The sequence below is a fragment of the Elongatibacter sediminis genome (genome assembly GCF_037892215.1).
Classification (GTDB): Bacteria; Pseudomonadota; Gammaproteobacteria; order Xanthomonadales; family SZUA-36; genus Elongatibacter; species Elongatibacter sediminis.
In genome coordinates, this window is sequence record NZ_JAZHOG010000007.1 from 184,914 (window position 1) to 209,622 (window position 24,709).

At 64.3% G+C, this 24,709-nt stretch carries 19 protein-coding genes and 1 tRNA gene; 5 read left to right on the forward strand and 15 right to left on the reverse strand.

The genetic code is table 11. The features are described 5' to 3' along the window. Nucleotides 1-69 precede the first annotated feature (69 nt). The 8 genes from mmuM to V3330_RS11945 form a co-directional block, all read right to left on the reverse strand. The gene (gene mmuM, locus V3330_RS11910; RefSeq protein ID WP_354695645.1) at nucleotides 70-1,071 is read right to left on the reverse strand and encodes a homocysteine S-methyltransferase; all 1,002 of its coding nucleotides are present in this window, start codon (nucleotides 1,069-1,071) and stop codon (nucleotides 70-72) included. Then, complete coding sequence (locus tag V3330_RS11915) at nucleotides 1,064-2,539, reverse strand: efflux transporter outer membrane subunit (RefSeq protein WP_354695646.1); 1,476 nt, start codon at nucleotides 2,537-2,539, stop codon at nucleotides 1,064-1,066. The genes mmuM and V3330_RS11915 overlap by 8 nt, the downstream gene beginning before the upstream one ends. A gap of 70 nt (nucleotides 2,540-2,609) precedes the next feature. Continuing rightward, nucleotides 2,610-3,734 carry an ABC transporter permease gene (locus V3330_RS11920; RefSeq protein ID WP_354695647.1) on the reverse strand — a complete coding sequence of 375 codons (1,125 nt, stop codon included), beginning with the start codon at nucleotides 3,732-3,734 and terminating at the stop codon, nucleotides 2,610-2,612. A gap of 3 nt (nucleotides 3,735-3,737) precedes the next feature. After that, on the reverse strand, nucleotides 3,738-4,913 hold the full coding sequence (locus tag V3330_RS11925; RefSeq protein WP_354695648.1) for an ABC transporter permease: 1,176 nt from the start codon (nucleotides 4,911-4,913) through the stop codon (nucleotides 3,738-3,740). Next, nucleotides 4,910-6,712 carry an ATP-binding cassette domain-containing protein gene (locus V3330_RS11930; protein ID WP_354695649.1) on the reverse strand — a complete coding sequence of 601 codons (1,803 nt, stop codon included), beginning with the start codon at nucleotides 6,710-6,712 and terminating at the stop codon, nucleotides 4,910-4,912. Before V3330_RS11930 ends, V3330_RS11925 begins: the two co-directional genes overlap by 4 nt. 1 nt (nucleotide 6,713) lies before the next feature. Next, complete coding sequence (gene hlyD / locus V3330_RS11935; RefSeq protein WP_354695650.1) at nucleotides 6,714-7,751, reverse strand: secretion protein HlyD; 1,038 nt, start codon at nucleotides 7,749-7,751, stop codon at nucleotides 6,714-6,716. Then, nucleotides 7,748-8,170: a hypothetical protein gene (locus tag V3330_RS11940; RefSeq protein ID WP_354695651.1), complete on the reverse strand. Its 423-nt coding sequence runs from the start codon at nucleotides 8,168-8,170 to the stop codon at nucleotides 7,748-7,750. Before V3330_RS11940 ends, hlyD begins: the two co-directional genes overlap by 4 nt. Before the next feature lie 486 nt (nucleotides 8,171-8,656). Next, complete coding sequence (locus tag V3330_RS11945; protein WP_354695652.1) at nucleotides 8,657-9,274, reverse strand: TetR/AcrR family transcriptional regulator; 618 nt, start codon at nucleotides 9,272-9,274, stop codon at nucleotides 8,657-8,659. 253 nt (nucleotides 9,275-9,527) lie between these two features. On the opposite strand from V3330_RS11945, the gene V3330_RS11950 reads away from it, so the two are divergent. After that, nucleotides 9,528-11,501 carry a DUF885 family protein gene (locus V3330_RS11950; protein WP_354695653.1) on the forward strand — a complete coding sequence of 658 codons (1,974 nt, stop codon included), beginning with the start codon at nucleotides 9,528-9,530 and terminating at the stop codon, nucleotides 11,499-11,501. A 44-nt stretch (nucleotides 11,502-11,545) separates the two neighbouring features. Here the strand turns inward: V3330_RS11950 and V3330_RS11955 are convergent, their stop codons facing one another. The 4 genes from V3330_RS11955 to V3330_RS11970 form a co-directional block, all read right to left on the reverse strand. Further along, nucleotides 11,546-12,310: a DNRLRE domain-containing protein gene (locus V3330_RS11955; RefSeq protein WP_354695654.1), complete on the reverse strand. Its 765-nt coding sequence runs from the start codon at nucleotides 12,308-12,310 to the stop codon at nucleotides 11,546-11,548. A 6-nt stretch (nucleotides 12,311-12,316) separates the two neighbouring features. Further along, the gene (locus V3330_RS11960) at nucleotides 12,317-13,705 is read right to left on the reverse strand and encodes a DUF1501 domain-containing protein (protein ID WP_354695655.1); all 1,389 of its coding nucleotides are present in this window, start codon (nucleotides 13,703-13,705) and stop codon (nucleotides 12,317-12,319) included. Between the two features lie 19 nt (nucleotides 13,706-13,724). Further along, complete coding sequence (locus V3330_RS11965) at nucleotides 13,725-15,731, reverse strand: DUF1800 domain-containing protein (RefSeq protein ID WP_354695656.1); 2,007 nt, start codon at nucleotides 15,729-15,731, stop codon at nucleotides 13,725-13,727. A gap of 243 nt (nucleotides 15,732-15,974) precedes the next feature. Next, nucleotides 15,975-16,050, reverse strand: a tRNA-Gly gene (locus tag V3330_RS11970). Nucleotides 16,051-16,161: 111 nt separating this feature from the next. On the opposite strand from V3330_RS11970, the gene infA reads away from it, so the two are divergent. Continuing rightward, nucleotides 16,162-16,380 (forward strand): translation initiation factor IF-1, encoded by a 219-nt coding sequence (infA, locus tag V3330_RS11975; protein WP_354695657.1) that lies wholly within the window; start codon nucleotides 16,162-16,164, stop codon nucleotides 16,378-16,380. Nucleotides 16,381-16,444: 64 nt separating this feature from the next. Here the strand turns inward: infA and clpA are convergent, their stop codons facing one another. Together clpA and clpS are read right to left on the reverse strand one after the other, a co-directional pair. Continuing rightward, entirely contained in the window at nucleotides 16,445-18,739 is a 2,295-nt protein-coding gene (clpA, locus tag V3330_RS11980; RefSeq protein WP_354695658.1) for an ATP-dependent Clp protease ATP-binding subunit ClpA, read from the reverse strand. 92 nt (nucleotides 18,740-18,831) lie between these two features. Then, nucleotides 18,832-19,152 (reverse strand): ATP-dependent Clp protease adapter ClpS, encoded by a 321-nt coding sequence (gene clpS / locus V3330_RS11985; RefSeq protein WP_354695659.1) that lies wholly within the window; start codon nucleotides 19,150-19,152, stop codon nucleotides 18,832-18,834. An 87-nt stretch (nucleotides 19,153-19,239) separates the two neighbouring features. Between clpS and mnmA the strand changes: the two genes are divergently transcribed. The 3 genes from mnmA (at nucleotide 19,240) to acnA (ending at nucleotide 23,886) form a co-directional block, all read left to right on the forward strand. Further along, nucleotides 19,240-20,388, forward strand: coding sequence for a tRNA 2-thiouridine(34) synthase MnmA (gene mnmA, locus V3330_RS11990; RefSeq protein WP_354695660.1), 1,149 nt, complete (start codon nucleotides 19,240-19,242; stop codon nucleotides 20,386-20,388). Next, nucleotides 20,385-20,993 (forward strand): high frequency lysogenization protein HflD, encoded by a 609-nt coding sequence (gene hflD, locus V3330_RS11995; RefSeq protein WP_354695661.1) that lies wholly within the window; start codon nucleotides 20,385-20,387, stop codon nucleotides 20,991-20,993. The genes mnmA and hflD overlap by 4 nt, the downstream gene beginning before the upstream one ends. A 166-nt stretch (nucleotides 20,994-21,159) precedes the next feature. Beyond that, nucleotides 21,160-23,886 (forward strand): aconitate hydratase AcnA, encoded by a 2,727-nt coding sequence (gene acnA, locus V3330_RS12000; protein ID WP_354695662.1) that lies wholly within the window; start codon nucleotides 21,160-21,162, stop codon nucleotides 23,884-23,886. A gap of 105 nt (nucleotides 23,887-23,991) precedes the next feature. Here the strand turns inward: acnA and V3330_RS12005 are convergent, their stop codons facing one another. Beyond that, on the reverse strand, nucleotides 23,992-24,630 hold the full coding sequence (locus tag V3330_RS12005; RefSeq protein WP_354695663.1) for a YiaD family glycine zipper/OmpA-like lipoprotein: 639 nt from the start codon (nucleotides 24,628-24,630) through the stop codon (nucleotides 23,992-23,994). Between the last annotated feature and the right edge of the window lie 79 nt (nucleotides 24,631-24,709).

The window sequence follows — 24,709 nt, forward strand, 5'->3', positions numbered from 1 at the left end:
ATTCTACTATTAACCCTGCGGCATTGCCATGCCGGCGGGACCCGCCGCGCGCGGCTCCGGGCGCAGGCCTCAACCGTGGCGGCCGGGTGGACCGGAAAGCTCGGCTGCCCGGGTCAGTGCGGCGCGAATCTGCCGTATCTGGTCCGGGCCGGTCCGGCAGCATCCCCCGATGGCGCGGGCGCCGGCGCGGTACCAGCCTTCGACATCGAAATCCGCGTTGCCCTCGCCGCGCCAGCGATTCTCGCCGGAAACCCAGGTCTCCCCGCTGTTGGGATACACGATCAAGGTCAGTTCGCTGCCGGCGACCGATTGCAGCAAGGGACCCAGGTGGCGGGGCGCGGTGCAGTTGATGCCGGCGGCGACGATGCGCGGATGGTGGTCCAGTGCCGCCAGGCATTCTGCCAGCGGTTCACCGTGACTGACTTCCACGTCGTTGCGGCAACTGAAACTGACCCAGGCGGGCGGGCCGTCCTGTGCGGCCAGGAGATCGGCAATACCCTCGGCTTCCGGGCGCGAGGGGATGGTTTCGAAGGCCAGCAGGTCGGCGCCACTGTCCGCCAGCACGTCCAGCCGGGCCGCATGAAATGCCTGCACTTCGCGCCAACTGGCCGGGTAGCGGCCGTGGTATTCCGAACCGTCGTGCTGACAGGCGCCGTAAGGTCCCAGGGATGCCGCAACCAGTGGGCGGGGACGTGCGTTCAAACGGGTGGTCCGGCGCAGGTGGCGATCGCGTTCGTCCCGGGCCAGGCGCACGCCCAGACGCATCAGATCGCGGGCCTCCCCAGGCTTCAAGCCACGTGAGCGGAACCCGGCTTCGCTGGCCTGGTAGGTTGCGGACAAAATGATGTCGGCACCCGCTTCCAGGTAGTCGCGATGGACCCGGGTGATGAGTTCGGGCGCTTCCATCAGGCAGCGGGCCGACCACAGGGGATCGTCCAGATCGGCGCCGTGGCGTTCGAGTTCGGTGGCGAGCGCGCCGTCGATGATGGCGAAACCCTGTGTGTCGATCAGGTCGTTCAGGCAGTTCCGCGTGTGTCCTTGCGATGAACGCGGCTGCCTTTGCTTACGCATCGCCCTGCTCTGCCGCGGGTGCCGGGTTTTGTGCCGTGCCGGCGGCTTCGTCATGCGGGTCGGGCGCGTTCCAGCCGCCGCCCAGCGCCTTGTACAAGGCAACCAGGTCGGTGGCGGCCGTTGTCTGGGCACGAGCGTGGGCATCCTCCGCCTCGAGCAGGACCCGCTCTTCGGCCAGCAGTTCGGTCAGTGTGATGTCGCCGATATCGAAGCGCGCCTGTGCATGGGCATGGCTGCGCCGGGCGGCTTCCACGGCCGTGTGCCGGCTTTCCACGGCTTCGAGGCCGTGCCGGTAGTCGCTGAGTGCGCGTTCGGCGTCGCCCAGAGCGCTCAGCACGGCTTGCTCGTAAGCCAGTGCCGCCTGCTGCTGCCGGGCTTCGCTGGCACGAATTCGGGCGCGCACGCGCCCGCCGTCGAATACGCGCCAGGAGATCAGCGGTGTGATCGAAAAAGTCTGGCTGCCGGAGTCGAACAGTTGGCCGGAATCCAGCGATTGGAAACCGCCACCGGCCCCAATGGACAGTTTCGGGAAAAGCTCGGCGGTGGCCACACCGATGTCGGCGCTGCTGGCCGCCAAACGCCGTTCGGCCGCGCGCACATCGGGCCGGCGGCGCAGCACATCCGCGCGTTCCCCGACCGGAATCGGGGCCAGAACGATCTGTGGTGTGGTGGTTTCAAGCAGCGCCAGTTCGCGCTCCGGTGGTGTGCCGAGCAGCACGCCCAGCCCCAGCACGGCGGCGCGCTGACGCGCCTTGATTCGGGGCAGCCCTGCCGTCGCGACGGCCAGGCGTGCCAGCGCGGTGTCGACATCGGCCCGGGCGGCATCGCCCACCTCGAAACGCTTTTGCACCAGTTCCGCCGTCTGCTGCAAGGTCGCCACCGAAGCCTGGCGCACGGCCAGTTCGCGCTGTGCGCCTCTGAACGTGAGATAGCTGCGCGCGACCTCGGCGGCTATGCTGATGCGCACGTCCCCGGCGCCAGCCAGCTCGGCCTGCACCCGGGCTTCGGCACCTTCGATTGTGCGTTGGTTTGCGCCAAACAGGTCGATCTCCCAGGCCGCGTCGAAGCCTGCTTCGTAGATCGTCTGGTCCCGCTCGATGCCGGGAATGTTGTTGATCGGCAGCGGGCCGTTTTCACTTTGCCGGCGTCGGGTCACATTGCCTTGTGCATCGAGGACAGGCGCATAACCCCCCGCTGCATGATCACGCAGCGCGCGCGCCTCGGCGATCCGCCAGCGCGCCTGGCGCACGTCGAGATTGTCGGCCAGCGCTGTGGTGACCAGCCGGTTCAGGGCCGGGTCACCCAGTGATGTCCACCAGGCCGACAAATCGACCGCCGCCGGGGTGTCATCGGATGGCTGCGACCAGCCGCTACCGGTATCGACCGGCGGTGGTTCGCGGTAATCGGGGCCAACCGCGCAGGCGCCCAGCAGCAGCGCAGCGATTGTGGGCGTCAGCGTTCTGGCCATTGCGGTAAGTGCCAGGTTTCGTCTGTCCGGGAATGTTGTCATGGCAGTTTCTTCATGGTGTTTTCCAGCTTCATTGCAGGCGGCCGCGCACGAACCACGATGCCATCGTCAGCGACACGAGGGCGATTATCCCCAGCGGCCAGGTGTTGGCGATGATGTCGGCCGGCGGCATGGCCTTCAGGAACGTGCCGACCACGATGATCAGGAAATGCTTGAGCGGGATCGCCTCAGCCAGCCACTGCAGCACCGTCGGCATGTTTTCCACCGGCGTGGCGAAGCCCGACATCAGCACCGCCGGCACGCCGATGGCGAAACTGCCGAGGATGGCCTGCTGCTGGGTGGCCGAAATCGATGAAATCATCAGCCCGATGCCCACCACGGACAGGATAAACAGCAGCAGACTGGGTAGCAGCATCACGAATGAACCCGTGAACGGCACCCGGAAGATGAACGCCGCGGCCGAGATCATCATCAACCCCAGCGCAGCGCCGATGGCGAGCGCCGGAACAGCCTTGGCGACGATGATTTCCAGTGTCGTGGTCGGTGAGACCAGAAGCTGGTCGAAAGTGCCCAACTCGCGCTCGCGTGCAATCGACAACGAGGTAATCATCAATGCACTGAAAAACATCAGAATGCCAGACAGTGCCGGAACCACGAACCAGCGATAGGTCAGGTTGGGATTGAACCAGTGGCGGATACTGACCGGGGAGGCGATCTGCAGGTCTGGCCTGGCGGTGGCGCCGACCTCGGCGACGATGGTGTTGAGGTAGCCGACGGTGATCTGTCCGGCATTGCTGCGCCGGCCGTCGACGATGACTTGCGCGGTGGCCGGTTCCCCCGCGGCAATCGCGCGCGAGAAGTCCGGCGCGAAGTCGATTGCGGCGATCACCTGGCGCTCGTCGATCAGCCGGCGCAACTCGTCGGGACTGTGCGCCGTGTGCAAGCGCTTGACGAAGTCGGCAGCGCCGATACGGGCTACAACCTCGTGCGACCAGCGTCCGGCATCGCGATCGTAGACGGCGATTTCGGCATTGCGCACTTCGAGAGTGGCAGCGAAAGTGAATATCAGAAGCTGCATCAACGGCGGCGCAAACACCACCAGGCGGCTGCGCGGGTCGCGCAGAATGCTGAGTAACTCCTTGACGATCTGCGCCCGCAGGCGGGCGCTGGTCAATGTCCTGAACAGGCGGCGCATCACTCAAGCCTCCAGGTTCTTGCGGGTTTTACTGCGGGCGATGGCAAAGAAAACCACGCCAATCGCCGCCATGGCCGCCAGGTTCGGCACAAACACCGCCCAGACGTCGCCGGCCAGAAACACCGTCTGCAGCGAGGAGACAAAGTAGCGGGCCGGGATCACATAGGTGATCGCCTGAATCCATTGGGGCATGGCGTCGATCTCGAACAGAAAACCGGACAGCAGAAACGACGGCAGGAATCCCGAAAACAGCGCAATCTGGGAGGCGAGAAACTGGTTTTTCGTGACCGATGAAATCAGCAGGCCCTGGCCCAGTGCGGGAATCAGGAACACGGCCGACAGCGTCATCAACGCCAGCAGTGAGCCGCGCAGCGGGACATTGAATACCCCGATAGCGAGCGCGGCCGAGCCGAGTGTGGCGATCATGCCCAGGGCAAAATAAGGCAGCAGTTTACCGATCAGGATCTCGACGACCGAAGCCGGCGTCGACAGCACCGCCTCCATCGTGCCGCGTTCCCATTCGCGCGCGACCACCAACGCGGTCAGCATGGTTCCGATGATGGTCATGACGATGGCGATGGCGCCGGGTACCAGCGAACGACGGCTTTCAAGTTCGGCGTTGAACCAGTAGCGCGGTTCCAGGGAAATCGCCGGTGTCGGCATGGTTTTGCCACGGCCCGCAGCCCAGGTCTGGACGACACCCTGGGCGTAATTGGACACGAAATTGGCGGTATTGGGCAGTGAGCCGTCGGTAATGACCTGCACCAGCGGCTGGGCTTTGCCGGCGCTCAACCGGCGCTCGAAATCCTGTGGAATGACGACAAAGCCGCGCAGCTTGCCGGCGACGATTTGATCGATCACTTCGCGCCGGTCGCGCGCCGGGGTCACTTGCAGATAACGGGTGCCGGCGAACGCTGCGGCCAGTGATTGTGCCGCGGCGGCGTCGGATTCCAGGACCACGCCGACGCGCACTTCGCGCACGTCCAGCGATACCGCGTAAGCGAACAGGAACAACAGCACCACGGGCAGCACGAAGGCAATCAGGATGGTGGATGGATCACGAATCGCCTGCAGGCTTTCCTTGCGCACCAGCGCGATCAGGCGCCGCCAGTCAAACCTGCGGCTGACCCGCTCCGGGGGCGAGGGCTCGGCTCGAAGTTCGGTGTTACCGGGCTTCATGCGGCCGCCGTGCCACGGGCACGCGCCTCGTCGTCGAGTTGCGCCGCTTCGATCAGGTGGATAAACGCATCCTCCATCGTCGGGTCGGGGCGTTCTGCGTTGCGGGCTCCGCGCTTGAGTGCGTCGGGTGTGTCCAGCGCGATCAGCCTGGCACGGTACATCATCGCCACGCGATCGCAATACTCGGCCTCGTCCATGAAGTGGGTGGTGACCATGATCGTCACGCCCTTGCGTGCCAGACCGTTGATGTGGGTCCAGAACTCGCGCCGGGTGACCGGATCGACCCCGCTGGTCGGCTCGTCGAGAAACAATACCGGCGGCCGGTGCATCAGCGCGCAGGCCAGCGCCAGGCGTTGCTTGTAGCCCAGCGGCAGCGAGTCGGGTGAGGTGCCCAGGTAGCGCTCGAGATCGAAGGCCTCGACCATTTCGTCGATCCGACGTCGCCGGACACGCCCTTCCAACCCGTACACTCCGGAGAACAACTCGAGGTTCTGGCGCACCGACAGCAGCCCGTAAAGGGAAAACTTCTGCGCCATGTAGCCGAGTTGGCTTTTGGCCGAACCCGTGGCGAGGCGCAGATCGAGCCCGACCACATGGGCCTCGCCTGCGGTCGGTTTCAGCAGCCCGCAGAGCATCTTGAAGGTGGTGGATTTGCCGGCGCCGTTGGGGCCGAGCAGACCGAAAATCTCGCCCTTTTGTACATTGAAACTGACGCTGTCAGTGGCGGTGAAGTCGCCAAAACGTTTGGTCAGGTCGCGGCAGGAAACGGCGATATCTGAATCGAGATTGACCGGCTCGATGCGCTCGGCCAGCGCCGATGTGCCACCCGGTCCGCCGCCGAGCAAATCGATAAAGGCGTCTTCGAAGCGCGGCTGCACGGACTCGAGCCTGGCACCGACCTGGCTGGCAAGCGCATCGATTTCGTCACGCCCGGCCCCGGCGCGCAGCACCACGCGCACGGCATCGCCCTGGATGACGCCGTCGCCCACACTGGCCAGATCCAGGGTGCGTGACAGCACCGCGCGGCGTGCCTCGCCGACCTGCTCCAGGCGGAAACTGCGCTGACTGATGCGATCGGTGAGTTCCTGCGGCGGACCATCGTATTCGAGCTTGCCTTCATTGAGTAACAGCACGCTCTCGCAGCGTTCGGCCTCGTCCAGGTAAGCGGTCGACCAGACCACGGCCATGCCGTCGTCGGTGAGTTCCTGCACCATGCGCCACAGGTCCTGACGGCTGACCGGATCGACACCGACGCTGGGCTCATCGAGCAGCAGCACCTCGGGCCTGGCCATCAGCGCGCAGGCCAGTCCCAGTTTCTGTTTCATGCCGCCGGATAGCTTGCCGGCCAGTCGGTTGGTAAAGGGTCCCAGGCGGGTGAAGTCGAGCAGGCTCTCGAACAGCCCCTCGTGCTGATCGACACCCAGGCCGCGAAGTTGCGCGTACAGACGCATGTTCTCCATCACCGAAAGGTCTTCATAGAGCCCGAAACGCTGCGGCATGTAGCCACTGGCCAGGTGGATGGCATCGTTGTCCTCGACCACATCGAAACCGGCCAGCGTAACGCGTCCGGCGTTGGGCACCAGCAAGCCCGTCATGATGCGCATCAGGGTGGTTTTACCGGCGCCGTCGGGACCGACCAGGCCAGTCAGGCGGCCGTACTGAATGTTCGCACTGAAGCCGCGCAGGGCCTCGACGTCACCGAAGCGTTTGGCAACGCCGTCGATGACGACAGCCGCGGCATTGCCGGCGGACCTGTCCGGAGCATCGTTCCGGGCACCGCTGGCGTCATTCGTACTCATTTCACTGCGCGGCGGCTATTTCGTGGTCCGCCGGGCGGGCATCGATTTCGACCGTGACCGGCATGCCCTGGCGCAGACCCTGATCGGCATCGTCAACCACCACGCGCAGCCGGTAGACGAGGTCGGTGCGTAAATCAACGGTTTCCACGGTCTTCGGGGTGAACTCGGCCCGCGGCGAGATGAACCCGACCTGGCCGTGATAGATCTGGTTCGAAGAATCCGTGTGGACACGCACCTGCGCACCCGGTTCGATACGGCCGAGATCGGGCTCGCTGACATAGGCGCGTACATAAACCGGGTCGCGCAGACTCAGGGTGTAGACCGGCGTACTGCTGGCCACCATGCTGCCCGGTTCACGCACCCGCGCGAGCACGGTGGCATCGGTCGGCGCAGTGAGTTCGGTATCGGCCAGCGCGGTACGCGCCAGGGCCAGCGCGGCCTCGGCGGCGGCCAGCCGGGCTTGTCCGGCGGCGATATCCTCACTGCGGAAGCCGACTTCGGCCAATGACAAGGCCGCCCGGGCGGACGACAGTCTGGCTGCCGCCTCGTCACGCGCGGCACGCGCGGCATCCACGGTACGCTGGCTGCTGGCGCCCGATTCGAGCAGCGCATGCTGGCGCTTGAAATTGCGGTCGGCGTCGAGATGGCGTGCCTGGGCCTGCTTCACCGCTTCCTGTGCCTGGGCAACTTCTTGCGGCCGATTCCCGCTGCGCAGCTTGTCCAGCTCGGCCTGGGCCGCGGCACGTTCGGCCCGGGCCGCGGCCAGGCGGTCGCGATAGGGCTGGGCGTCGAGTTGTGCCACCACCTGGCCGGCAGCCACGGCGTCGCCTTCATCGAAAGCCATGCTCACCAGGCGTCCGGGCTGGCGGAAAGACAGTTCCACTTCGCGGATATCGACACTGCCGTACAAACGCAGCACACCATCATCCTGCTGTTCCGGCAACAGGCGCCCCAGCAGCAGACCGGCCACGACCACGGCAATGGCCACAACCAGCAGGATCGGGCGCGCCCTGCCCTCGACCATCATCCGGCTCTTCATCGCACAGGCTCCAAATTGGGCAACGCTTTACCCAGCTGCCGCCAGGAAATGACTGCAATGATGATCCACACCACGGTGCGTAAACTCATGGCGATAACCGTGCGCTGCTCAAAAGCACCGCCAGAGGCCACATGCAGTCCGAAGGCGGCGAAGGTCAATGCCGTAGCAGCGGCAATAACGGTCGCCCATAAAAAACCCCAGTGCCGGCGCATCCACAGCCCCGCACCGGCAATAACGTAGGCAAAGCCGGCCAGGAAATTGAACCACAGTACAAACGGTACATAGTTGCCGGCCGCGGCACGCGCTGGCCCGTCGATGAACAGAACAGAGCCCCCTTCCTTGAGCGTCAGCAGGCCGAAGCCGATCGCAAATACGGAAACGACCCGCAACCAAACATCACGTGTACTGAGTTGTGCCATGTTGACTCCTTGCCGTGCAGCGCTACGGCAAATGACAAATGCGTCGGTGGCCAACGTGCGTTTGTGCTCGATGCCCCCGTTTGGCGGCGATGGCCGCCCCGCAGGCCGGTTCAGGCTCTAATCAGTGGGCAAAGCCTTCCCCAATGAAAAGTGAGTAAGTAGTTACTATCTTATCAGCCATAAAACCTTTTGCAAGTGGTTCTGATTACATTGACCCCGTACTCCGTCGTGCTCGACTGCCCCGACGCCCCGCCTCGCGCCCGTCATCCCGGGCCTGACCCGGGATCCACCACCACAATCCAGCGCCCTGTTCTCCCCTCGTCATCCCGGGCCTGACCCGGGATCCACCACCACACTCCAGCGCCCTGTTCTCCCCTCGTCATCCCGGGCCTGGTCCGGGATCCACCACCACACTCCAGCGCCCTGTTCTCCCCTCGTCATCCCGGGCCTGACCCGGGATCCAATTCCAACCCCCGGAAGAAAAACTCACCCGGCTTGCGTACCCGAAGCCGCGATTCCCCGGCGGTAAAGCGCGAAAACCCGGGGCGCCATCACGCGGACCAGTCCGACGTCTCCGACGACCATTGATTGAATGACCAGTCCCTGCACCGCGCCAATGAATGCGGTGGCAGCCGCTTCACGGTCGAGTCCATCGGCGAGTTCGCCCGACTCGTCCGAATCGGCCAGTATCGCCATCAGGCGATCGCGGTAGCGTTTGAACATGGCGTCGACCACACGTTGGGCCGGCGTGACTTCTTCATGCTGCAGTTGTCCCAGCATCAGACGGGGTACACCGGGGTGCCTGGTGATAAATTCAATGTGGGTCATGAACATACGCTCGAGCGCATCCAGCGGGCCGCCGGTTGGATCCACCGCCGAGTCCAGGCGTGCCATCAGGCGTTCGGAAACCCAATGGGCCACGGCTTCCCAGATCGCATCCTTGCTCGGAAAGTGGCGGAACAGCGCACCCTGGGTCAGATTCATGTGTTTCGCAATGGCGGCTGTCGTCAGGTTGGCCGGATCCTGCTGGCCGCAAAGATCAATAACCGCGCGAACGGTCAGTTCGCGGCGTTCCTGCGCGGGCAGGTGGGGACGACTCGACATATCAGGCTCCATGCAGGCAAGTTAGTAATTGATTGCTACCTTATATTATTCGGCCATGACGTTCCAATCCGGTCCCCGTTCAAACCGAGAACACACCAATGCCAACCGATCATTCACTTTGCGCCGGGACTGCGGTACAAAGGGGCTTGATTCCGTCGCCGCCCAGAGCCTGCCGATGTCCGCACCCGCCGCCCGGTTCCCGCTGCCTGCACCCGTGCGTGAAACTTGTGCGGCACTCTCCACGGATTTTCCTGTGAACCTGTCCCGGGCCCGGTCTGTCGTTGTGGCGGCGGCCCGATTCGTCGGCCTGCCCCGGTTGCCCCGCCCGGCCCGAACCCCGGCCCGAAACCTGGCCCTTACCCTGACCCTGGGTCCATTCATGGCCTCGGTCATGGCACTGTCCGGGCCGAGTCGCGCCTTCGCCGAAACTGGAACCGAAGTGCCGGCCGCTTCCGCTTCGCCGGACGCCCGGCCGCTGATTGAGGAGACGCACGGACCTGCTGCAGGCGAGTTGGCTGAAGCCCGCGTGCCGGAGCTCAACGCCGACCTGCAAAAACTCGCAGCCGCGTTTTTCGAGTGGCGGGCGGGTCAGCGTCCGGTGGTTCTGTACGGTGCAAGTGCCCTGCCCCGTCCCGCGGATTGGCTGCCCGCGTGGTCGCCCTCGGATCTGGCGGTGTATCGCGCAATGTATCGCGATTTCCTCGACCGCCTGGCCGGGCTCGATCACGGCGGTTACAGCCGCGCCGACGATGTGGATGCCCGCCTGCTGGCCGCCGCCATCAAACAGGTCGGCTGGGAACTGGACGCGCTGCGCCGGCCGCACCGTGATCCGCTGTTCTACGTGGACCAGACCCTGGGCAGTATTCTGCCGCTGGGATTGCCGGGCGCGCTCGACGAAGCGGCGGCCCGCGAGGTCTTGCTGCTCCGGCTGCAGCATTTTGGTGAGACCCTGCTGCATGCCCGCGAAAACCTCACCGAACCGGTCCGGCCGTTGGCGGTGGCCGCCGTCGAGCGCCTGGTCGACATCGAGTCCCGGCTCGCTGCCTGGGGCGCGGCCATCGCTGAGACCGGGGGCGCCGACAGCGAGTCGGACCAGGCCGCGGCTGATCCGCTGGTGCCGGCGCTCGCCGATGCCGGACTGGCATTGGCTGACTACCGGCGCTGGCTGCAGCAACAGCTCGCCGGCATGAACCCGGACCCGGCCATCGGCCGGGAAGCCTACCAGTGGTATCTCGCCAACGTGGCGCTGATGCCGGAGACGCCGCAGGCCATGGCCGACGCGGCGGAACGGGCCCTCGACCGCCAGGGCGCCACCAGCGTGCTGGATCGCCACCGCCATCGCGACGTTCCGCCCGCCGCCCCGATGCCCTCGCCCGAAGCGTTTATCCATATCACCGGCCAGCAGGAGCGTGAGCTGCGTGCGTTTCTGGCAGCGCACGAATTGCTCACGGTGCCGGCGGACTTTCCCGCCAGCGTGGTCCATGCAGTGCCCGCCACTCTCGCGGCGCTGGCGCCGTGGGGGAAGGTGCCCGGCATGCCGTATGGCGCGGGCGGCGGGGCCGGTGACAACACCCTCTGGTTCCTGCTACCCGGCGGCCCGGGAACGACAGACGGCAAAGCGCCCTTTTTCGATGACCTGGCGTGGCGCGATCCCCGGCTGCGTCTGGTCGGCGATGTCGTGCCCGGATGGCGCCTGCAGCGGCATCTCACCGCCTCTCACCCGGACCCGATCCGGCGATATGCCATGGATTTCGCCACCAGCCCCGGCATCGCGGCCTGGTTCGAAGATGTCGTCCATTCGGCCGGTTTGTGGGATTACAGCCCGCAAGTGCGTCCCTGGCTGTATCGCCTCCTCAGGCTTCGAGCCCTTCAGGCTGTTGTGGATGTCGGCCTGTCAAACGGTGATCTGTCGCTGGCGGCCGCCGTCGAACGACTGCAGCGGGAGGTGCCGATGGACCGATCCACCGCGGGCACGCTGGCGATCGCGATGGCCTCGAATCCCGGCAGCGGCGCGGCGGCTTTCGCCGGTGCCGGCCAGGTCGCGGCCTTCGTGGCGGCGTGGCGAGAAACGGCGGGTGAGGATTTCGACCTGAAGGCATTTCACGATCGCCTGCTGCGGGAAGCCAATGTGCCGATAGCACTGCAACGCTGGGAAGAACTGGGTGACGGCGCAGAGGTCGCGCGCCTGAAGCAGCTCGGCCGGCGCCCCGCGACCGTGCCGCAATAGGGTTTGCAATCGCAGGTGCGGGGCAAGCCCGGTATCGGGGGCGGTCAATCGCAGGAGGGGCGCGTTTCGAAACCGTCCGAAAATACCTCTTCGGCGGTGCTGTACACCAGGCGCAGCTGCGGTCGTTCAGCAGTTTCCGAATGCTCCCGGCTATTGAACCGGTGAGCGCTTTGTCCCCCTTCCTCGCCGCCGATGACGATCCAGCCGAAGTTCGCTCCCGGCTGGTCGTGCCAGTGGCGAACGTCGTCCAGCAGAGCGGACGTGCACGCCCAACTGTACCTGCCGTTGGTCTGTCCGACCGTGGTGACGGCGGAGGCGGAGGCGGCCCAGGTCCCGCCCGGCGTGTCCCAGTTGACGATCGGGTAAAACCGCCGATGCCAGGTGGCATCGCCCAGGGCGGGAAAATCGCCCTGCCCTTCGGGCCCGATCGCATCCGATCCCGCTTCACCCCAGGCCTGCTCTACACGATGCACGCCCATATCAGCCGGCGGGCTGCCCGGCGCGGCCTTCGACTGATACAGGGAGAGTTCAACGCTGTGGATTACCGAGCCGGACGGGATGGCCGACAGGTCGAATCGAAGCAAGGCGCGCCGGCGCTTGAATCCGGCGTCGAACCCGGTCCGGCCCGCGAACAGAAAGCTGCCGGCTCCATTGCTCCGTTCGTTGACGGTGTCTTCGGTATCCGGGGCGGTTTCGTACAGCGAGTTGTCCTGAGCCGGTTCGAGGACAACGACCGTCACCGCCGCCACCGGTGGCGCAACGGTGAGTAACAGAAATGCCGCGGTCGACGACAGCAGTCGCTCAAACATCGGTGTTCAGGTTTCGAACCCGTGCCCGAAAATGGTTTCCGGCGGAGGCGCGAGTGGCTGGAAAATGCCCATCGGTGTGTAACCCGAATAACCGGGGAACACGTTGGCCAGGGTTTGCGTGGTGTGTTCGCAGCGGACATCCAGGTACTCGCTCAACACGCGCCGGAAATCGGTGGTGGTGGCCAGCGCGCCCTGGAACAATTCCGGTTCGGTGGAACCGTTCTTGGGATTGGGGTAAGTCACGAAACCGTCCGCGGTGCCTGGATACAGTCCCGGCCAGTTGCCGTAGATCGCGCCACCATTGACCTGGTCACCCAGCACCAGCATCAGGTTTCCGTTGCCGTGGTCGGTGCCGTTGGAGACGTTCTGGTACAGGCGCCGGCCAAACTCGCTTTGCAGGACGACGGTGGTGCGCTGTGCGTAGCTGCCACCACTCTGCTGCAAGTCGTTCAGAAACGCCGCCAGGGCAGCCGCGAGCTGGGCCAGAAGAGTGTCGTAATTGTCGGGATTGTCCTGGTTCGTATGACTGTCGAAATTGTGGTAGTCGACCGTGAAGATGCGCGCGCCCAGGTCCAGTTTGATGAGCTGGGCGATATCGCTCAGGCGCTGGCCAATGGTGTTGTCGCCGTAGGCCAGGCTGCCACTGCCGGTGTATTCCGGATCGAAGTTCAGCCGCAGCAGGGCCTCCGCCGCCAGCGCCTGGGCGCCGGCTTCGCTGAACTCGTCCGTGGCGATGCTGTAAATGTCGGGCAGCATGTCGAGCTGCATGTAACCGTCTTCGGGCTCGCCAGCACTCCAGCGCCAGAACGCGTTGTCGAGTTTGAAGTCGGACGGCGAGTTTACGGTCAGCGCCGAGGTTGAGCCCAGCAGGCTGACCGGGGGATTGTTGCGGAACGCGATAATCGGCAGAAAGATCTCGGGCGGGTACTGGCCCAGGGTCGTGGCCATGGCGTCAAAATGACGGTGCAACCAGCCGGTGGGTGTACCGACCAGTCCCGGGGTGCCCAGTTCGATGTACTTTTCCGCGTCAAAATGGCTGCGCGAGGCGATGTCGTCGGGTGTGCCCACCGCCTGCACGATGGCCAGATTTCCGGCGTTGTACAGGTCCAGTAATGGAGCCGTCACCGGATTGAAGCCGAACGGTTCGCTCCCGATCGGCAACGCGCTGCCGGGCCCGGTGTCGGGTATGCCCAGGCTGGGTCGCATCACCGAGTAGTATTCGTGATCGTTGGCGTCCAGCGGAACCACGAGATTGGCGCCGTCGATGCCACCGCGCAGGAAAATGTGGACCAGGATCTCCTCGTTGTAGGCCGGAGCCGCCTCGGCCCGGCTGGCAAAGGCGCCCAGGGCAGCCGCGCTCAGGGGCCCGGATTTCAGAAATTGCCTGCGTTTCATTCGGTTCGCTCCCTGCCCGTTAGCGCCTGAGATTGTCCGGCAGCATCGCGATTGCGGCCACCAGCGCCTGCAGCCGTTGTGGAACGTAGCCCGACCAGGGGTTGGAGCTCCAGCCGGACGCATCCAGGTCCAGGGGGGTGTCCGGGCTGGCCGCGTCCTGCTGCATGAAATCCACCAGGTGATCGTGAACGGTGGCGTCGAGTTGGGGCGTGGCCGGCTGGGTGCTGTCGTAGCCCAGTATCCGATTCACCCAGAAGTCGACGATATTCGCCGCGGTACGGTCGTTCACCGCCAGTGCAGCCTTGGTCGTTGCCGTCGCGTCCACCGGAAAGTACTCGTGCCAGTCTCCGTAGGGGTTGCCGAGGTCATTGGGTACCCCGTTCAGAAACAGCAAGTTCAGCACTCGCCAGGTCATGATCAACGGCGTGCTGCCCAGCCAGGCCGGCCGGACGTCGGGAAATCCGTCCGGCGTGACCCAGGTATAAGGCAGGTGTCCGGTTTGTGACATCAGCCAGTAAAGGTCCTGGCTGAACTTGTAGTTCTGGCCTTTGGCGAGGTTGTTGGCCCAGTCGCCAAAGGGATCGGGCCGCACCAGGTGCTCGTCGGGGCCGCCGCAACTGCGCAGCGTGCCGGCAACCAGTTCGAACGGACGCTTGGTCTTCTCGCCCCAGTAGGCCGCGTCCTTGAATTCGGCAGAAAGCAAAATGGTGCGGACCACCTGTTCAAGCTGGTCCGGCGCCTGCCACTGGTCGTTGAACACCACCGCGGCCTGCTCGACGATGGATGGCGGCGGTTCGTCGGCGATCAGCCTGCGGCACAGTTTTTCGCACACGTACCGGGCGGTGCTGGGGTGCATGGCCAGCAGGTCGAGGACCTCGCCCGTCTCGGCTTCCCCGTTGGCGGTGATGTCGATACCCAGCACGCGCTTGGGATTGGTGTCGTGCCAGTCGGGGTAGTAAATGTATTCCCCGGTGTTGGCGCCGTCGGAGTATGGATTGCTGATGGTCCAGCCTGTCAGGCAGCGCGTGACGGCCACCACGTCGCGCTCGGAATACCCGGCCTTGAGGCCGGTGGGCAGTACCGTGGATGAGCCCGCCATGGGCGTGGCGTCCGGGATGTCGCCTTCGGCGGTGAAGCCCCAGGAATTCACCGCGCCCAGGGTGTGCAGTTCCTGCACTTCGCGGGCGTAGTTCTCGTTCGGACCGTAGCGCGAGTTCCACACGTTGTCGAGGTAGTACATCATTGCCGTGCTTTTCGTCACGGCTTCCAGCATCGCCCGGAAATTGCCCAGCATGTGGGGTCGGATGACGTCGCGGTCGTAATGCACGAACACCGGCGAGACTTCGAACTTGCCCCCGTCCACGCTGAAATGGGTGTGCCAGAAGTCCGCCAGCACCTCGGCCAGTTGCCATTGGCTGTACATGGCCCGGGCGAAGGCGAGGTATTGGGTTTCGATCAGCGGATAGAGATACTGCGGCCACGGCGGCGCGGCGACCACCCGCTCCTGCCACAGCGTGGCCAGTGAATCGTCCAGGGTCTCGAAATTGGTGGCCGAATCGTTGAGGTAGGCGCTGAGCTGGGGGTCGTTGGGCGGCGGCCAGGTGGCGCTGTAGCCTGCCAGTTGGTCGTTCACCCAGGTTTGCAGCCGGTCGTCGAAGTTGGCGCCCAGCGCCTGGAAGGCGGTGAGATCTTCTGGCCGGTAGCCGAAGGTGAGCCGGCGCAGTGCACGTACCGCGGGATCGGGCGTCGGAGAAGTCGCAGGCGCTTCGGCCGCGGCGGGCGATTCGGGTCCGGACTCACGTCGGTAAAGGGGTTTCAGCCCGGCCAGCGCGGGGTTCTCAGGCGTGGACTGGATCGCCGCGGCCGCCAGAGACGAGGCGCCGAATCCGGCCAACCCGACGGCACCGAGCAGGCCGGCGCTGTCGCGCAACATACGGCGCCGCTGGCTCAGGACGGCGTTGGTGTCGTCCGATCCGCGGTCGGCGGAATCTCGGCGATCCGGGGTGTTATTACCGACTGTGGGCATTTCCCGACCTTCCGTGTCCAAGGAAATCGTTGTAAACCATACCACATGCCGGTTTTCGCACCTACCGCGTGGCGCCTGTTCGCCCCGGCAGCGAACGGGGGCAGCCACCGCCTGGCCGGGCCGAACTCGGCGCTGGTCAGGCTGTATTCAGTCGTTCGGGCACTCCAGACCGGAAAACAGGCTTTGCCCCCTGAAATAAAAAAACCCGGTCGGGGCGTGGGCCCGGACCGGGTTTCGGTATTCTGGAGCGGGAAACGAGACTCGAACTCGCGACCCCAACCTTGGCAAGGTTGTGCTCTACCAACTGAGCTATTCCCGCGGTGAGGCAGCGTATTTTAGGGCAATATGGCGACAAGTCAACTCATCGCGGGGTTTCCGTTCGGCCCCTGCGGTGGCACAATACCGGCTCCGTGATGAGGGACAGGAGCTGATGGCTAAAGAAGACGTTATTGAAATGGACGGCGTGGTGTTGGAAACGCTGCCAAATACCATGTTTCGCGTGGAGCTGGAGAACGGGCACATCGTTACCGCACACATCTCCGGGCGCATGCGCAAACACTACATTCGCATTCTCACCGGTGACAAGGTCAAGGTCGAACTCACCCCGTACGATCTCTCCAAGGGCCGCATTACCTACCGCACCAAGTAAGCGTTACCGGGCTTCGCGTCCGGAAACCCCCGATTTGCCAGGAACCCACCGGAGTGGCGTAGCCCTACTCCGTAGCGGCCGGAAGCGCCTTCGGTCCGGTTTCGCCTGCGATCACCTTGATCAGTAATTTGTCGGACTTGCCGCGCGGCGCTTCCACCCGGACTTCGCCGCCGTCGGCCAGGTCGCCGAACAACAGGTCGTCGGCCAGCGGGCGCTTGATCTGTTCCTGAATCACGCGTTTCATCGGCCGGGCGCCCATCTTGGGGTCGAAGCCCTGCTCCGCCAGCCATTCGCGTGCCGCCCGGGTCACGGATATCGACACGCCGCGCAAGGCGAGCTGTTCCTCGAGTTCGAGGATGAATTTGTCGACCACCATCAGGATCACCGGCAAGTCCAATGCCCGGAAGTTGATGATGCTGTCGAGTCGGTTGCGAAATTCGGGTGCGAAGGTCTTGCGAATGATCTCCATCGCATCGGTGGAATGATCCTGGTCGGTGAATCCGATCGAACGGCGGGCGCTTTCGTGGGCGCCGGCGTTGGTCGTCATCACCACGATCACGTTGCGGAAATCCGCTTCGCGGCCGTTGGCGTCGGTGAGCTTGCCGTGGTCCATCACCTGCAACAGGATGTTGAAGATGTCCGGATGAGCCTTTTCGATTTCATCCAGCAGCAACACCGCGTGCGGCGTTTTGGTCACCGCTTCGGTCAACAGCCCGCCGCGGTCGAAGCCGACATAGCCGGGGGGCGCGCCTACCAGGCGTGAAACCGAGTGGGCTTCCATGTACTCCGACATGTCGAAGCGGATCAGCTCGATACCCATGGTCAGCGCCAGTTGGCGGGTGACCTCGGTCTTGCCCACGCCGGTGGGGCCGGCGAACAGGAAGGAACCGATGGGTTTGTCTTCATCACCCAGGCCCGAGCGGCTCATCTTGATCGCGGCGGACAAGGCGTCGATGGCTTCGTCCTGGCCGAAAACCACCAGTTTCAGGTCGCGTTCCAGGTTGCGCAGTGCATCACGATCGGAGCGGGACACCTGTTTGGCCGGAATCCGCGCCATGTGGGCGATGATGTCTTCGATGTCGTGTTCGTCGAGGTCTACCTTGCGTTCATCCTCCGGCCGCAGGCGTTGCTGCGCACCGGCTTCGTCGATGACGTCGATGGCCTTGTCCGGCAGATGGCGGTCGTTGATGTGCCGTGCCGACAGTTCCGCCGCCGCCACCAGGGCTTCGTCGGCGTAGCGCACGTTGTGATGCTCCTCGAACCGCGATTTCAGGCCGCGCAGGATATCCACGGTCTCGCTCACGCTGGGTTCGGTGATGTCGATCTTCTGGAAGCGCCGTGCCAGTGCCCGGTCTTTTTCGAACACGCCACGGAATTCCTGGAAGGTGGTGGAACCGATGCAGCGCAGTTCGCCGGAAGCGAGCACGGGCTTGATCAGGTTGGAGGCGTCCATCACGCCGCCGGACGCGGCGCCGGCGCCGATGATGGTGTGGATTTCATCGATGAACAGGATGGCGCCGGGTTCCGCCTTGAGTTCGGCGATGACGGCTTTGAGGCGCTTCTCGAAATCGCCCCGATACTTGGTGCCGGCCAGCAGTGAACCGAGGTCGAGGGCGTAAATGGTCGCGTCCGACAGGATCTCCGGTACCTCGCCGTTGACGATGCGCAGGGCCAGACCTTCGGCCATGGCGGTTTTGCCGACACCCGCCTCACCCACGAACAGCGGGTTGTTCTTGCGCCTCCGGCACAGTACCTGAACGGTGCGTTCGACCTCGCGGGCCCGTCCGATCAGCGGGTCGATTTCGTCGTTCAGGGCGCGCTCGTTGAGGTTGGCGGTATAGCGGTCCAGCGCCGTGGCCTTGCGCTCGGCGGTTTCTTCGACGGTTTCGGCCGTGGCCGTCTCGGCTTCAGCGGCTTTTTCGTCCGTCATCTTGCTGATGCCATGGGAAATGAAATTGATGACATCCAGACGCGTGATGTCGTGCCGATGCAGCAGGTAGCAGGCGTACGAGTCCTTTTCGCTGAAAATCGCCACCAGGACGTTGGACCCCAGGACCTCCTCCTTACCGGCGGACTGCACGTGGTAGAGGGCGCGCTGGAGAACGCGCTGAAACCCGATGGTGGGCTGGGTATCCCGCGAATCATCGTCCTTGAGCAGGGGTACCGTGTCCTCCAGAACCTTGCGGATTTCCTTTTCCAGCGCTGCGGCATCGGCGCCGCAGGCACTCAGGATGCTGAGGGCGGAAGCGTTGTCGAGCAACGCCAGTAGCATGTGTTCGACCGTCAGGAACTCGTGCCGGCTTTCGCGCGCTTCCTGGTAGGCCTTGCTGATGGAAAGCTCGAGTTCCTTGCTGAACATGTTCCGTTACCTCGTGGCTGCGTGTGTGGACCGCCCTGCAGCGGGTCGGGCCGCTTCCTGTTTAATAGGACCGTCCGAAGCGCATCAAGGTTTCAGGCTTTCTCCATGGTGCATTTCAACGGATGCTCGTGTTGACGCGAATACTCGTTGACCTGCACCACCTTGGTTTCGGCAATCTCAAAGGTGAATACACCGCACACGCCCTTGCCCCGGGTGTGCACGTGCAGCATGACCTGGGTGGCCCGGTCATGACTCATGTTGAAGAACAGCTTGAGAATCTCGATGACGAAGTCCATCGGCGTGTAGTCGTCATTGAGCAGGATCACCCGGTACATCGGAGGCAGCTTGACCTCCGGCCGCGATTCTTCCAGCGCGACGCCGTGTGTTTTCCTGGATTCGAGATCCTGTCCCATGGGTTGAATTCTAGCGTAGCCCAACCGGCGAGTCGATCCTGTGTCAGGGCACTTTAGCTTTGCCGGATCGACCCCATTTTGTAGTGCATGACGCGTACGGGCCACAGCAGTGAATTGACCGTCGTCGCGATGTCCGGCGGCGTGGATTCGTCCGTATCGGCGTTGCTGATGCACGAGCAGGGACGCCCCCTGGCCGGGATGTTCATGAAGAATTGGGAGGAAGACGATCGTGACGGCACCTGCCCGGCCGAGGCCGATGCGGCCGATGCACAGGCGGTAGCCGACCGGATCGGGATCACGCTGCACCGGCGCAATTTCGCCGCGGAATACTGGGACAACGTGTTCGAGGAGTTTCTCGACGAATACCGTGCCGGACGCACCCCCAACCCCGATATCCTGTGTAATCGCGAGATCAAGTTTCGTACCTTTCTCGATCACGCCCGCGATCTCGGCGCCGAGCGCATCGCGACGGGGCATTACGTTCGGGTCCGGTCGACCGACGACGGCTGGCAACTGCTGCGCGGCCGCGACTCCGGCAAGGACCAGAGCTATTTCCTCTACACCCTGGGACAGGATCAGTTGGCCTGCACCGATTTTCCGGTGGGCGAACTGCCCAAGTCCAGCGTGCGCGACCGGGCGGCCGCGGCCGGCTTCGGGGTGCACGACAAAAAAGACAGTACCGGCATCTGTTTCATCGGAGAGCGTGATTTCAGAGGCTTCCTGGCCCGATACATCGAGCCGTGTCCCGGCGATATCCGTACGCCCGAAGGCCAGGTTCTGGGAGAACACCAGGGCCTGATGTTCCATACCCTCGGTCAGCGCCAGGGGCTCGGCATAGGCGGCGTTCGCGGTTTTCCGGATGCGCCGTGGTACGTGCTGCACAAGGACATCGACGAAAACGTCCTGTTCGTCGGCCAGCAGCACGATCATCCCTGGCTCATGTCGCGCCAGTTGACAGCAGGCCAGACCCACTGGATCAGCGGACAGGCACCGGCTGCCGGCACCCCGGTACAGGCCCAGGTTCGCTATCGTCAGAACGCTCAGGCCGCCACCGTCGCCGAAGCCGGTAATGGCCGGCTGCGGCTGGTCTTCGAACAGCCGCAGCGCGCGGTGACACCCGGCCAGTCGGTGGTGGTTTACTCGGACGAGGTCTGCCTGGGCGGCGGGATCATCGACGCCTGCGACGCGCCGCCCGCCGGCCCGCTCGCGGCAGTGAATGGAGGCGACACGGCATGAAGGAACGCACCCTGGCTCTGGCGGGAGTCATACAGGCCACCGAACTGGTCCGCCAGGCCGCCTGGCATGGCACCTGGTCCGGCTATGCGGCCAGTGCCAGCCTGGATTCGTTGTTCCGCCTGGAAGCCGATTGTGTCGATACGGTTTACGGCGGCGTGCGCAATCTGCGCCTGGGGCTGGAGACGCTGGTGGCGATGTTGCGCGGTGAGAATCGGAATTCCGACGCCCTGCGCTACGCCGTCGGCCTGTTGCAGGTGGAGCGTCGATTCGTACGCAATTCCAACATGCAGCAGAAAGTCGGTGAGCGACTGGAAGCCATTGGCGCGGAAGGCCCTGATCTCGAGCCGCACGAGCGTGAAGATCATCAGGCTCACCAGGTTGCCGGCCTGTACGCCGAAACCATCAGTTCCCTGACACCCCGGATCGTGGTGAACGGACGGCCCCAGTTTCTCAAACGCGACCGCACCGTGGACTGGGTACGCACCCTGCTCCTGTGCGGTCTGCGTTCGGCCGTACTGTGGGACCAACTGGGCGGCGGGCGGTTCGAACTGCTGTTCCGCCGCCGGCGGATTCTGCGCGAGGCCTCCGAACTGTTATACAACTGAGCGGCCTCCCCATCCGTTTTCGCACCGCTCATCGTACTGGGAACACGCCGCACAATCGGCGATAATGGTCGTTTTTCCGGGCGCAACTGCGTGCTGACCCCGCAGCCAACGATCCGGCAAGTCCGACAGGGTCAAAGACCAATCAGAGAGGTCAATGGAGAACGCAATGGGAGATTCCTTTTCCACCGCAACTACACTCGATGTCAACGGCAGTGAATACCGCTATTTCAGCCTCGAACGGCTGGCCGAAAAGCACGACATCTCCCGCCTGCCCTTCAGCCTGAAGATCCTGCTCGAGAACCTGCTTCGCCATGAGGATGGGCTGGACGTCACTCCTGATGACATCGAGGCCTTGTGCCAGTGGGATCCCCAGGCCGCTCCCGAAACGGAAATCGCCTTCACCCCGGCACGCGTGGTCCTGCAGGACTTCACCGGCGTTCCGGCCGTCGTCGACCTCGCAGCGATGCGCGACGCGATGACCGCCCTGGGCGGTGACCCCGGCAAGATCAACCCGCTGTCGCCGGCCGAACTCGTCATCGACCACTCGGTGCAGGTGGACAGCTACGGTCAGGCCGACTCGCTGGACCTGAACAACAAGATCGAATTTCAGCGCAACCAGGAGCGTTACAGCTTCCTGCGCTGGGGCCAGAGCGCATTCAGCAATTTCCGCGTGGTGCCGCCGAACACCGGCATCGTGCACCAGGTCAACCTGGAACACCTCGCCCGCGTGGTCTTCGGCAGCGAGGGCGTGGCCTACCCGGACACCGTGGTCGGGACCGATTCCCACACGACGATGATCAACGGCATCGGTGTGCTCGGCTGGGGCGTCGGCGGCATCGAAGCCGAAGCCGCCATGCTGGGTCAGGCGATCACCATGTTGATTCCGCAGGTCGTCGGCTTCCGGCTCACCGGCCAACTGCCCGAAGGCGCGACGGCCACCGATCTCGTGCTGACCGTCACCCAGATGCTGCGCGAGCACGGGGTGGTCGGCAAATTCGTGGAATTCTTCGGCGACGGCCTGGATCACCTGCCGCTGGCGGACCGGGCCACCATCGCCAACATGGCGCCGGAATACGGCGCGACCTGTGGTATCTTCCCCATCGACGAGGAAAGCCTGCGTTACCTGCGCCTTTCCGGGCGCTCCGAGGAGCAGGTGGCCCTGGTCGAAGCCTATGCGCGGGCTCAGGGCATGTTCCGCACCGCGGGACAGGCCGAGGCCGAGTACAGCGCGGTGCTGCATCTCGACATGAATACCGTGCAGCCCAGCCTGGCCGGTCCCAAGCGGCCCCAGGACCGGGTGTTGCTGAAGGACGCGGCGCAGAATTATGCCCGCCATTCCGACGAAATCCATTCCGACCGCGAGCCCAAGAGCGGTGCCGAAGCGCGCCTGGAGGACGAAGGTGGCGGCACTGCGGTCGGCAACGAAGCCGTGCTGCATGCCCCGGTGGCCCGGGTCGAGTACAAGGGCGAGACCTTTGAATTGACGGATGGCGCGGTCGTCATCGCGGCGATCACCTCCTGCACCAATACCTCCAACCCGGCGGTCATGCTGGGCGCGGGGCTGCTTGCCCGCAATGCCGCTGAGCGCGGTCTCAAGGTGAAGCCGTGGGTCAAGACCTCACTCGGGCCGGGTTCCCGCGTGGTGACGGATTACCTTGAAAAAGCCGGACTGATGGACGACCTCGAGGCGCTGGGCTTCAACGTGGTGGGTTACGGCTGCACCACCTGCATCGGCAATTCCGGCCCGCTGCCCGAGCCGATCGGAGACGCCATTCGTGAGCATGACCTGACCGCGGTTTCGGTGCTTTCCGGCAACCGCAATTTCGAAGGCCGGGTGCATGCCGATGTGAAAATGAACTACCTCGCCTCCCCGCCGCTGGTGGTGGCCTACGCGCTGGCCGGCCGCATGGATGTGGATCTGACGACCGAGCCCCTGGGCGAGGACAGTGACGGGAAGCCGGTCTACCTGTCCGACATCTGGCCGTCCAGTCACGAAATTCAGAACGTGATTCAGGAAAGCGTCACGTCGGACATGTTCCGCTCGAGCTATTCCAGCGTGTTCAAGGGTGACGAGCGCTGGAACAGCATCGAGAGCCCGGAAGGCGACAAATTCGCCTGGCAGGACGATTCGACCTACATCCAGAATCCGCCCTATTTTCAGGGCATGCCCAAGGATGCGCCGGGCGTGGCCGCGATACGCGGCGCCCGCTGCCTGGCTCTGCTGGGAGACTCGATCACCACCGACCACATCTCACCGGCCGGTGCGATCAAGGAGGACTCGCCTGCTGGCGACTACCTGAAGAGCAAGGGCGTACAGAAGGTGGATTTCAATTCCTACGGTTCGCGCCGCGGTAATCACGAAGTGATGATGCGCGGTACCTTTGCCAACGTGCGGTTGCGCAATCTGCTCGCTCCCGGTACCGAGGGCGGCTGGACCCGGTTCCAGCCCGATGGCGAGGTGATGCCGATTTACGATGCGGCGATGAAATACCAGGCCGAGGGCACGCCGCTGGTCATCCTGGCCGGCAAGGAATACGGCACCGGTTCGTCACGCGACTGGGCGGCCAAGGGCACCAACCTGCTAGGCGTCAAGGCGGTGATATCCGAGAGTTTCGAGCGGATTCATCGTTCCAACCTGGTTGGCATGGGCGTACTGCCGCTCAACTTCATGGACGGCGATTCGGCTGAAAGCCTGGGCCTGAACGGCGGGGAGACTTACGACATCGCCGATCTCAAGCCCAACGAGTCCACCACCGTCGAGGTCACCGCGACCGATGAAGACGGCAACACGAAAACGTTCGAGGCGCGGGTGCGCATCGACACGCCAAAAGAGTGGGAGTACTACCGCCACGGCGGGATCCTGCACTACGTGTTGCGTCAGCTGGCGGCCTGACGGCCAGAAAGCCGGCCGGAAACCCTCCGGCCGGGTCCAAACCATGATGATCGGGCGCGGAAACGCGCCCGATTTTTTTGTGCCGGTTGGTTTGGACCGTGTGGCTCAGCTCTTGCCGCGAATCAGGATGCTGACCCGGCGATTGAGTGCCCTGCCCTGCGACGTGGCGTTGTCCGCGACGGGATATCCTTCACCGTAACCGATGGCTTCCATCCGTGAGCGATCGATGTCGCGCATCACCAGGTGGTTGTACACCGCATCGGCACGGCGCTCGGATAGCGCCAGGTTGTGCGCTTCGCTGCCGGTGGAGTCGGTAAAGCCCTGGATCAGGATGGCGGACTTGGGATAATCGCGCATGACCCGGGCGAAATCATCGAGCGACGCGCGGGAGGTGTTCGACAGAATCGCCGAATCCACCGCGAACAGGATGTCGCTGTCGAAATGCACCTGCAGGGTTTCCTCATCGACGCGGGTGACGTCGACGTCTTCGATCTGCTCCAGTTCCTTCTGCTGCTTGTCCATGTACAGGCCGATGCCGGCGCCGAGGCCGGCCCCAACGGCTGCTCCGCCCAGCACTTCGTCCAATTCGCCGTCGCCTACAAACACGCCGGCCAGGGCGCCGGCGGCGGCACCGATCGCGGCGCCCTTTTTGGTGCGCGCATACGGATCGTCGGGGGTGCTCGTGGTGGCGCAGGCCGACAGCAGCAGGCTACCGGCGAGCACGCTCAGGGTGATGATTCTCATCGTCTCCTCCATGATTACGGTGACCGGACTGTACATCCGGTCGTCGGGATATTCGGTGGCCTACACGGTAACACGCCCC

What these genes read in the sequence shown, in the direction of transcription:
- mmuM (WP_354695645.1), bottom strand. Translation starts at nt 1,071, where the DNA reads ATGCGTAAGCAAAGGCAGCCGCGTTCATCGCAAGGACACACGCGGAAC.
- V3330_RS11915 (WP_354695646.1), bottom strand. Translation starts at nt 2,539, where the DNA reads ATGGCCAGAACGCTGACGCCCACAATCGCTGCGCTGCTGCTGGGCGCC.
- V3330_RS11920 (WP_354695647.1), bottom strand. Translation starts at nt 3,734, where the DNA reads ATGCGCCGCCTGTTCAGGACATTGACCAGCGCCCGCCTGCGGGCGCAG.
- V3330_RS11925 (WP_354695648.1), bottom strand. Translation starts at nt 4,913, where the DNA reads ATGAAGCCCGGTAACACCGAACTTCGAGCCGAGCCCTCGCCCCCGGAG.
- V3330_RS11930 (WP_354695649.1), bottom strand. Translation starts at nt 6,712, where the DNA reads ATGAGTACGAATGACGCCAGCGGTGCCCGGAACGATGCTCCGGACAGG.
- hlyD (WP_354695650.1), bottom strand. Translation starts at nt 7,751, where the DNA reads ATGAAGAGCCGGATGATGGTCGAGGGCAGGGCGCGCCCGATCCTGCTG.
- V3330_RS11940 (WP_354695651.1), bottom strand. Translation starts at nt 8,170, where the DNA reads ATGGCACAACTCAGTACACGTGATGTTTGGTTGCGGGTCGTTTCCGTA.
- V3330_RS11945 (WP_354695652.1), bottom strand. Translation starts at nt 9,274, where the DNA reads ATGTCGAGTCGTCCCCACCTGCCCGCGCAGGAACGCCGCGAACTGACC.
- V3330_RS11955 (WP_354695654.1), bottom strand. Translation starts at nt 12,310, where the DNA reads ATGTTTGAGCGACTGCTGTCGTCGACCGCGGCATTTCTGTTACTCACC.
- V3330_RS11960 (WP_354695655.1), bottom strand. Translation starts at nt 13,705, where the DNA reads ATGAAACGCAGGCAATTTCTGAAATCCGGGCCCCTGAGCGCGGCTGCC.
- V3330_RS11965 (WP_354695656.1), bottom strand. Translation starts at nt 15,731, where the DNA reads ATGCCCACAGTCGGTAATAACACCCCGGATCGCCGAGATTCCGCCGAC.
- infA (WP_354695657.1), top strand. Translation starts at nt 16,162, where the DNA reads ATGGCTAAAGAAGACGTTATTGAAATGGACGGCGTGGTGTTGGAAACG.
- clpA (WP_354695658.1), bottom strand. Translation starts at nt 18,739, where the DNA reads ATGTTCAGCAAGGAACTCGAGCTTTCCATCAGCAAGGCCTACCAGGAA.
- clpS (WP_354695659.1), bottom strand. Translation starts at nt 19,152, where the DNA reads ATGGGACAGGATCTCGAATCCAGGAAAACACACGGCGTCGCGCTGGAA.
- mnmA (WP_354695660.1), top strand. Translation starts at nt 19,240, where the DNA reads ATGACGCGTACGGGCCACAGCAGTGAATTGACCGTCGTCGCGATGTCC.
- hflD (WP_354695661.1), top strand. Translation starts at nt 20,385, where the DNA reads ATGAAGGAACGCACCCTGGCTCTGGCGGGAGTCATACAGGCCACCGAA.
- acnA (WP_354695662.1), top strand. Translation starts at nt 21,160, where the DNA reads ATGGGAGATTCCTTTTCCACCGCAACTACACTCGATGTCAACGGCAGT.
- V3330_RS12005 (WP_354695663.1), bottom strand. Translation starts at nt 24,630, where the DNA reads ATGAGAATCATCACCCTGAGCGTGCTCGCCGGTAGCCTGCTGCTGTCG.